At 75.4% G+C, this 8578-nt stretch carries 4 protein-coding genes and 1 pseudogene; 2 read left to right on the top strand and 3 right to left on the bottom strand.

Translation table 11 applies throughout. The annotated features are described in order from the left end of the window. The coding region (locus tag ACY45C_RS05145) for an SDR family NAD(P)-dependent oxidoreductase (RefSeq protein ID WP_462186498.1) at positions 1 to 713 on the bottom strand (713 nt) is incomplete at its 3' end. A 160-nt stretch (positions 714 to 873) separates the two neighbouring features. Between ACY45C_RS05145 and ACY45C_RS05140 the strand changes: the two genes are divergently transcribed. Beyond that, positions 874 to 4179 carry an ATP-dependent helicase gene (locus ACY45C_RS05140; protein ID WP_462186497.1) on the top strand — a complete coding sequence of 1102 codons (3306 nt, stop codon included), beginning with the start codon at positions 874 to 876 and terminating at the stop codon, positions 4177 to 4179. After that, positions 4176 to 7595: an ATP-dependent helicase gene (locus tag ACY45C_RS05135; RefSeq protein ID WP_462186496.1), complete on the top strand. Its 3420-nt coding sequence runs from the start codon at positions 4176 to 4178 to the stop codon at positions 7593 to 7595. The genes ACY45C_RS05140 and ACY45C_RS05135 overlap by 4 nt, the downstream gene beginning before the upstream one ends. Here ACY45C_RS05135 and ACY45C_RS05130 read toward each other — a convergent pair. Beyond that, on the bottom strand, positions 7553 to 8344 hold the full coding sequence (locus ACY45C_RS05130; protein WP_462186495.1) for an endonuclease/exonuclease/phosphatase family protein: 792 nt from the start codon (positions 8342 to 8344) through the stop codon (positions 7553 to 7555). The two genes, ACY45C_RS05135 and ACY45C_RS05130, sit on opposite strands and share 43 nt — an antisense overlap. Positions 8345 to 8372: 28 nt before the next feature. Next, a pseudogene (locus ACY45C_RS05125) lies at positions 8373 to 8578 on the bottom strand (helix-turn-helix domain-containing protein); the annotation flags it as partial.

Here is an 8578-nt window from a genome sequence, read left to right as displayed (position 1 = left end):
ACGCTGCCCGTGACCAGGGAGGCCCGGTCGGACAGCAGGAAGACGACGACCTCGGCCACCTCGTCGACCGTGCCCAGTCGGTTGATCGGCGAGAACAGCGCGGCTCCGCGCCGCGGCCGGCCGTCGGCGTGCAGCCGCGGGGTGTCCACGAAGCCCGGCGCCACCGCGTTCACCCGGATGCCGCGGGTGGCGTAGTCCAGGGCGGCCGTCTTGGTCAGCCCGATGACCCCGTGCTTCGCGGCGACGTAGGGCGCCGACCCGGCGAACCCGACCACCCCGAGCACCGAGGCCATGTTGACGATCGAGCCTCCGCCGTTGCGCAGCATCGCCGTGATCTCGGCCCGCATGCTGTAGAAGACGCCGGAGAGGTTGACGTCCAGCACCCGCTGCCAGTCCTGTGCCGGGGTGGTCTCCACCGGCTCGCGCCCCGCGCTCACTCCCGCGTTGTTCACTGCCAGGTCCAGCCGTCCGAAGGTGCCGACGGTGACCTGGACGGCGCGTTCGAGCGAGTCGGGATCGGTGACGTCCGCCTCCAGGGCGAGCGCCTCCCCGCCACCGTCCTCGATCGTCGCCACCACCTCCTTGGCAGCGTGCGCGTCGAGGTCGGTGGCGACGACCCGGGCGCCCGCTCTCGCCAGTCGGCGGGCGCAGGCGGCGCCGATGCCGGATCCCGCCCCGGTCAGGAGCGCGACCTTGTCGCTGCACTCGGTCATGACTGAGGACACTGCCACGTCCTGACGCGCACGCGTGAGAGGTCCCCCGAGTGTCCCGGTCCCCGAGTGTCCCGGTGATGACCGAGTGTCCCGGTCGTCGACACACCGCGGGGCCGGCGGAGTCGGCGGAGTTGTCGGACCCACGTGATGTGCTTTGCCCGTGGTCGTCCTTCCTGCCCCCGCACCCGCCGCCCCGCGTCCCGGCTACCGGCTGGTCGCCGCCCCGGTCGCGCCGCCGCGCCCGCTCGTCCTGGATGCGGCGCAGCGCGCGGTGGTTGAGCACGGCGGCGGGCCGCTGCTGGTGCTCGCCGGGCCCGGCACCGGGAAGACGGCCACGCTCGTCGAGGCGGTCGCCGCGCGGATCGAAGCCGGGGCGGATCCGCGGTCGATCCTGGTCCTCACCTTCAGCCGGCGAGCTGCCGGCGAGCTGCGGGAGCGGATCATCGCACGGCTCGGTGCCGAGGGCGGGGCCGGCGGAGGTCCCGGGGCGTGGACGTTCCACGCCTGGTGCCTGGCGCTGCTGCGCGCGCACGAGCGGCCGGCCCCGCCGGGCGGGCTCCGGCTGCTGTCCGGCCCGGAGCAGGATAGTTGGCTGCGCGATCTCATTGAGGGTTCCCGCGAGGACGGCCGGCCGGTCTGGCCCGAGCCGCTCGTGGGTTGCCTGCGCACCCGCGGTTTCACCGAGGAGGTGCGGGCGCTGCTGGCCCGCGCCCGCGAGGTCGGGCTCGAACCGGTCGCGCTGGCGCAGCTCGCCCGGCGTACCGGCCGCCCGGACTGGGCCGCCCTCGCCGAGTTCTACGAGATGTACCTCGACGTGTTCGGGTTCGAGGGGGCGGTCGACTACACCGATCTCGTCCACCGGGCCGTGGTCGTCGCCGAGAGTGCCGAGGGGGGCGCCTGGCTGCGTGGGCGCTACCGGCACGTCTTCGTCGACGAGTACCAGGACACCGATCCGGCTCAGGAACGCCTGCTGGGGGCGGTGGCCGGCGGTGGTGGCAACCTCGTCGTGCTGGGCGACCCAGACCAGTCGATCTACGCCTTCCGGGGGGCCGAGGTCGCCGGCCTGCTGGGCTTCCCGGCCCGGTTCCTCCGCCTTGACGGCGAGCCGGCGCCGATCGTCGCGCTGCGGCGCTGTCGGCGGATGGCCCCGGCCCCGCTGGCGGCGAGCCGGCACGTGGCCCGGCGAATCCCGGCCGCCGGGCTGCCGGCGGCCGCGATCCTGGCACACCGCGACCTCGTCGGGCGCGTCGACGCCGACGCCGGCCAGGTGCAGGCCCGCACGTTCCTGGGCGCTGGCGCGGAGGCCGAGTCGGTGGCCGACCTGCTCCGTCGCGAGCATCTGGAGAACGGCGTCGCCTGGGACGCGATGGCGGTCCTGGTCCGCACGGCCGAGCGGATCGGCCGGTTGCGCCGCGTGCTGGCCACCGCCGGCGTTCCGGTCAGCGTCGACGGTGACGACCTGCCGGTCGCCCAGGAGCCGGCCGCCGCCCTGCTCCTGCTGGCGCTGCGCTGCGCGGAGGATCCGGCCGGGGCGCTCACCGTCGACGCGGCGCGCACCCTGCTCACCTCGCCGCTCGGTGGAGCGGACCCGGCCGGGCTGCGGGCGCTGGGCCGGGCGCTGCGCGCCTTCGAGCGCGACGCGGGGTCCGAGTATCCGGCGCCGTCGGCGGAGCTGTTGCGGGCGGCGATCGCCGAGCCCGACCACTGGCTGGCGACGATCCCCGACGACCTGGCCGGGCCGGTCCGGCGGGTCGGCGGTCTGCTGCGGACGGCCGGTCAGGCGTTGCGGGACTCCTCGGGCGCCCCGGAGGACGCCCTGTGGGCGCTGTGGTCGGCGAGCGAGTGGCCGGCGCGGCTGCGATATGCCTCGGCGGCCGGGGGCGCCGCCGGGCGCGCGGCCGACCGTGACCTCGACGCCGTCGTGGCGCTCTTCGATGCCGTCACCCGGCTGGGCCAGCGGCGCGGGCCGGGCGGTGGCGTCGCCTCCCTGGTCGCGGAGCTCACCCGCCAGCAGATCGCCGGGGACGTCCTCGAGCCGGCCGGGGAGTCCGTGCGCCGCCGCGGGGTGCGGCTGCTGACCGCCCATCGCGCCAAGGGGCTCGAATGGGAGGTCGTCGCCGTCTGCGGAGTGCAGGACGGCACCTGGCCCGACTTGCGGGAGCGGCATTCGCTGCTCGGCGCGGAGCAGCTCGACGCGCCGTCCCGGGGCGGGTTGCGCCCGCCGCTGACCCGCCAGGACCTGCTCGCCGACGAACGTCGGCTGTTCTACGTCGCACTGACCAGGGCGCGGCGCCGGCTGATCGTCACCGCGGTGAACAGCCCCGAGGACGACGGCAGCCTGCCGAGCCGCTTCCTTGAGGAACTGGGTGTAGCGGTGGAGCATGTGCCCGGTCGCCAGGTCCGGCCGCTCACCCTGGTCGGCCTGGTCGCGACCCTGCGCCGGCTGGCGACGGAACCGGGCTCGAGCCCCGCGATGCGCTCCGCCGCGCAGGCCCGCCTCGCCGCGCTCGCCGCGGCACGGGACCAGGCGGGCCGGCCCCTGGTGCCGGCCGCGCACCCGGACACCTGGTGGGGGCTGCTCGACCCCACCACGTCGGATATTCCTGTCGTCCCGGTGGCCGGGCCGATCCGGCTGTCCGGCTCGTCGCTGTCGAGCATCGGCGCCTGTTCCCTGCGGTGGTTCCTCGAGCACGAGGCGCACGCGGTCACCCCGGCCTCGACCGCGCAGGGATTCGGCAAGGTGGTGCACGCCCTGGCGGACGAGGTCACGACCGGGCGGACCCCGGCCGACCTCGCCGCGCTCGACGCCCGGCTGAACACGGTGTGGCGGCAGCTGGACTTCGACGCCCGCTGGCGCTCCGATCAGGAGCGCGCGGCCGCCCGCGAGGCGCTCGCCCGCTTCCTGGACTGGCACGCCGCCGAGCGCGGTCGGTGCGTGATCGACGCGGAGGTCAGGTTCTCCTGCGACCTGCGGGTCGCCGGGCGGGACGTCCAGCTGCGCGGATTCATCGACCGGCTCGAACTGGACGAGGCCGGCCGGGTCCACGTCATAGACTTCAAGACCGGTCGGACCGCGGTCGCTCCTGCCGAGCTCGCCACCCACCCCCAGCTGGGCAGCTATCAGCTCGCCGTGCGGGCCGGCGCGCTCGACGATGTGCTCGCGGCCGCGGCGCCGGATCAGCCCCGGCCGGTGCCTGGCGGGGCGGAGCTCGTCCAGCTCCGGCGGGATGCCGGCGGTGCGGCGGCCGGCCCGCGGCTGCCGGGGGAGCGGCCTGGCCCGCCGGAGGTCCAGGCCCAGGATGCGCTGCCTCCCGACGGCGCGACCTGGATGGACGAGGTGCTCGACGCGGCGGTGCGCACCATCGACGCCGAGGCGTTCCGGCCGACGCCCGGCGACCACTGCACGCTGTGCACCTTCCAGACGAGCTGCTCCGCGCGGCCCGAGGGACGTCAGGTGGTCGAGTGAACCCGCGGGTGGAGCAGCCGGGCGCGGGCGCCCACGTGACGATTCCCCGCCAGCCGTTCCTGCCCGGTTTCGACGGCGGCGTCGACGGTGACCCGGCGGGCGGCGTCGCCGGTCCCCGGCTCGACCCGGATGACCTGCGCGACCTGCTGGAGGTCCCGTACACCGACGAGCAGATCGCCGCGGCCACCGCTCCGCTCGAACCGGGGGTCATCATCGCGGGCGCGGGATCCGGCAAGACCTCGGTGATGGCCGCGCGGGTGGTCTGGCTCGTCGCCACCGGGCAGGTGCGGCCCGACCAGGTGCTCGGACTGACCTTTACGACGAAGGCGACGGCGGAGCTGTCCGGTCGGGTGCGGCTGGCGTTGCGCAAGGCGTCGGCCGGGGCGGGCCCGGGTGGACCGGCCGCGGACGGCAAGGTGGACGGGGAGCCGACCGTCGCCACCTACCATGCCTTCGCCGGGCGGCTGGTCGTCGACAACGCCCTGCGGCTGGGGCTGGAGCCGGACCTCCAGCTGATCTCCGGCGCGGCCCGCTACCAGCTCGCCGCCCGGGTCGCCCGTTCCCACGGCGGGAAGGTGGAGGCGCTGACACGTTCGCTGGGCGCGCTCGTCGGCGAGCTCGTCGCGCTGGACGCCGAGATGAGCGAGCACCTGGTCGATCCGGCGGGCCTCGTCGCGTTCGACGGCGCGCTGCTCGCCGAGATCGACGCGGCGCTGCGGCGCGCCGAGCAGCGGCGGGGCACCCGGGGCGTCCGCCGGGAGCTGCGCCGGTGCGCGGCCGCAGCCCGGGGGCGCCGGGAGTTGGCCGCTCTGGTGGCGGAGTACCGGGCGGCCCGGCGGGAACGCGACGTCCTGGACTTCGGTGACCAGGTCACCTGTGCCGCGAGGCTCGCCGAGACCATGCCGGAGGTCGGTCGGGCCGAGCGGGCGCGGGCCGGTGTCGTCCTGCTTGACGAGTACCAGGACACCTCGGTGGCCCAGCGGCGGATGCTCACCGGCCTGTTCGGCGGCGGGCATCCGGTCACCGCCGTCGGCGACCCCTGTCAGGCGATCTACGGCTGGCGCGGGGCATCGGTGGCGAACCTCGACCACTTCCCCACGCACTTCCCCGGGGCCGATGGCACGCCCGCGGCCGTCTACGAACTGTCGGTGAACCAGCGCAGCGGCGGCCGGCTGCTCCGCCTCGCCAACACCGTCGCCGCACAGCTGCGGGCCCGTCACCGCGTCGTCGAGCTCCGCCCGCGGCCCGACGTGGCTGAGCAGGGCGAGGCGGTGGTCGCGTTGCACGTCAGCTGGGCCGATGAGGTGGCCTGGATCGCCGACCAGCTCCGCCGGGTGGTCGACGCCGGCACCGCTCCCGGCGGCATCGCCGTGCTGGTCCGGGCCCGTGGCGACATCCCCGCGCTGTTTACCGCGATGCAGGCGGCCGGGCTGCCCGTCGAGGTCGTCGGGCTGACCGGGCTGCTCATCGTCCCGGAGGTCGCCGAGATCGTGGCCATGCTGGAGGTGCTCGACTCGCCGACGGCGAACGCCGCGCTCGTCCGGCTGCTCACAGGGCCGCGGGTGCGGCTCGGCCCCCGGGATCTCGCCGCGCTCGGCCGCCACGCGCGCGAGGCGGCGCGGGTCCCGGACCCGGTCGGCGATCCGGACCTGCCGGGACGGTCCGATCCACTCGCCGAGGCGGTCGCCGACGTCGACCCCGCCGACGTCGTCGCCCTGTCGGACGTCCTCGACGACCCCGGGCCGGAGATGTCCGCGCCGGGGCGCGCCCGGGTGCGCCGGCTCGCCGCCGAGATCGCCGCGCTGCGTGGGCACGTCGGCGAGGGCCTGCTCGACCTGCTGCACCGAGTGGTCGCGACGATCGGGCTGGATGTGGAGCTCACGGCGACCGAGGTGGCGGTGCGGGCCCGGCGCCAGGAGAACGTCGCGGCCTTCCTGGACGTGGCCGCGGGCTTCACCGATCCCGACGGCACGAACTCCCTGCCCGCGTTCCTCGGATTCCTCCGGGCGGCGCGGGAGCACGAGCGGGGTCTCGACGTCGCCGGGCCGTCCGGGGCCGACGCGATCGCCCTGATGACGATGCATCGCTCCAAGGGCCTGGAATGGGAGGTCGTCGCCGTCCCGAACCTGACCAGCAAGGTGTTCCCCGACCTGACCGTGCGCGACCAGTGGACCACCTCCCCGGGCGTGCTGCCGATCCCGCTGCGCGGCGACACCGACGATCTGCCGGCGTTCACGGTCTCCGCCGAGAAGGCCGCCCTGGACGCTTTCCGGGCCGATGCCCGTCAGTACGCCGAGCGGGAGGAACGCCGGCTCGCCTACGTCGCGGTCACCCGGGCGAAGTCGCTGCTGTTCGCGAGCGGGCACTGGTGGGGACCCACCCAGAAGACCCCACGCGGTGCCTCGGTGTTCCTCGACGAGCTCGCCGAGCACGCCCGCACCGGCGGTGGGCGGGTCGACGTCTGGGCGCCGGAGCCGGCGGAGCGGACCAACCCGGCGCTGGCGACGCCGGAACGGTTCGCCTGGCCGATCCCCTACGAGCCGGAGCCGTACGCCCGGCGCCTCGCCGCGGCCGAGGGGGTCATGGCGCGGCTGGCCGCGCTGAGCGTACCGGGGGCGTCGGCGGAACCGGCCGGGGAACCGTTCGTCGACGATCCGGCCGGGGAACCGTTCGTCGACGATCCGGCCGGGATGACGGCGGCCGAGCGCGCCCTGCTCGCCGAGCTCGACCGGGAGGCCCGGCTGCTGCTCGCCGAGGAACGCGCGGCACGCCTCGCGCGGACCGATGTCGCCCTGCCGGCGAGCCTCACCGCGTCCCAGATCGTCCGGCTGCGCGCGGACCCGGAGGCGTTCGCCCGTGAGCTGGTCCGGCCGCTGCCGTGCCGTCCGGTGGCCGCGGCCCGGCGCGGCACCCGGTTCCACGCCTGGGTTGAGGAGATCTTCGACTACCGTGCACTGATCGACACCGAGGATCTGCCCGGCGCGGCCGACGCGGAGCTCACCGACGACGATCTGCGCTCGCTGCAGCAGGCGTTCCTGCGTACCGAGTACGGTGCCCGGCGGCCGTTCGCGATCGAGGAACCCTTCGAGCTCCGCCTTGCCGGGCGGATCGTGCGCGGTCGCATCGACGCCGTCTACGACCTCGGCGGCGGTCGCTGGGAGGTGGTCGACTGGAAGACCGGCCGGTCCGATGCCGACGATCTTCAGCTCGGGATCTACCGGCTGGCCTGGGCCCGGCTGCGGGGCGTCGACCCGAGCGCGGTCGACGCCGCCTTCCTGTACGTGCGCACCGGCGCCGTTGCCCGGCCCCCGACGTTGTCCGAGGAGGAGCTCGCTGACCTGCTCGCGAGTCCGAGCACCGGGCCCGCCGCGGGTCAGGCCCGCGGGTCGGCGAGGTCGACGGACAGCGCCAGGTGATCCGAGATGGGCACGCGGCGGGCCTGCACGGCGATGATCCTGCCTACCGGCCCGCGGGCCAGCACATGGTCGAGCTGCACCCGCGGGGAGTGCGCGGGGTAGGTGGGCGTCACCGCCAATCGGCGCCAGCGGGTGAGCGCGGCCGGTAGCCGGCCGGGCAGGTTCAGATCGCCCAGCAGGACCAGCGGTCCCGGGACGTCCGCGAGCCGGCGGGCCAGCCGGCGCAGTTGCACGGCGTTCCACCCCGGCACGAACGACAGATGGGTGTTGACCACGGTCAGCGGGCCCCCGGCCGACTCCACCCGCGCGGCGATCGCGGCCCGCGGCTCGTCGTCGAGCATGATCAGATGCCCCCGCCTGCCCGGACCCCCCGGTATCGCGATCGGGGACCGCACCGGCGCCCGGCCGAGGTCGATCACCCGCCACTCGCGGACGGGCAGCCGGCTGATCAGAGCGATGCCGTACGCTGGCTCGTCGTCCCGGCGCTGCCCGTCAGCCGGCCGCCAGCCCACGCCGGGCGTGCCGAAGACGGTGGGGACGAACCGCCAGTCGTCGTCGCCGGCTCCGATCACCGCCGCCGCCTCTGCGGCGAGGTCCAGCCCACCCGATCGTGGCTGGTCGAGATCGACCTCCTGGAGCCCGAGGACGTCCACGTCGAGAGCGGAGACGGCCGCGGCGAAGCGGGCGGGCTCGACCGTCCCATCCGTGAGCGACAGGCCGTGCATGATGTTGAAGGAGCCCAGCCGCACGCCTGGACCGTATCGGATGCGAGGTCCGTCACGGCCCGGGTGACCGACCCCGCACCGCCGCGAGACGGCGGGAGCCCGGGCCCCGGCCCTCGTCCGTGTCCTCGCGGACCGCGGCACTCACCGGGTCGGTGGCCACGTCCTCGGCAGCCCCGGCGCGCAGCACCAGTTCGAGATCGAAGCGGGTGTCAGGGTCCTCCAGGCATGGTCCGAACAGCTCGCGAAGCTGGTTGACCC

This window comes from Frankia sp. CcWB2 (genome assembly GCF_977927585.1).
Note: the sequence above shows the minus strand (reverse complement) of the source record. Positions and strands in the feature narration are given on the sequence as shown.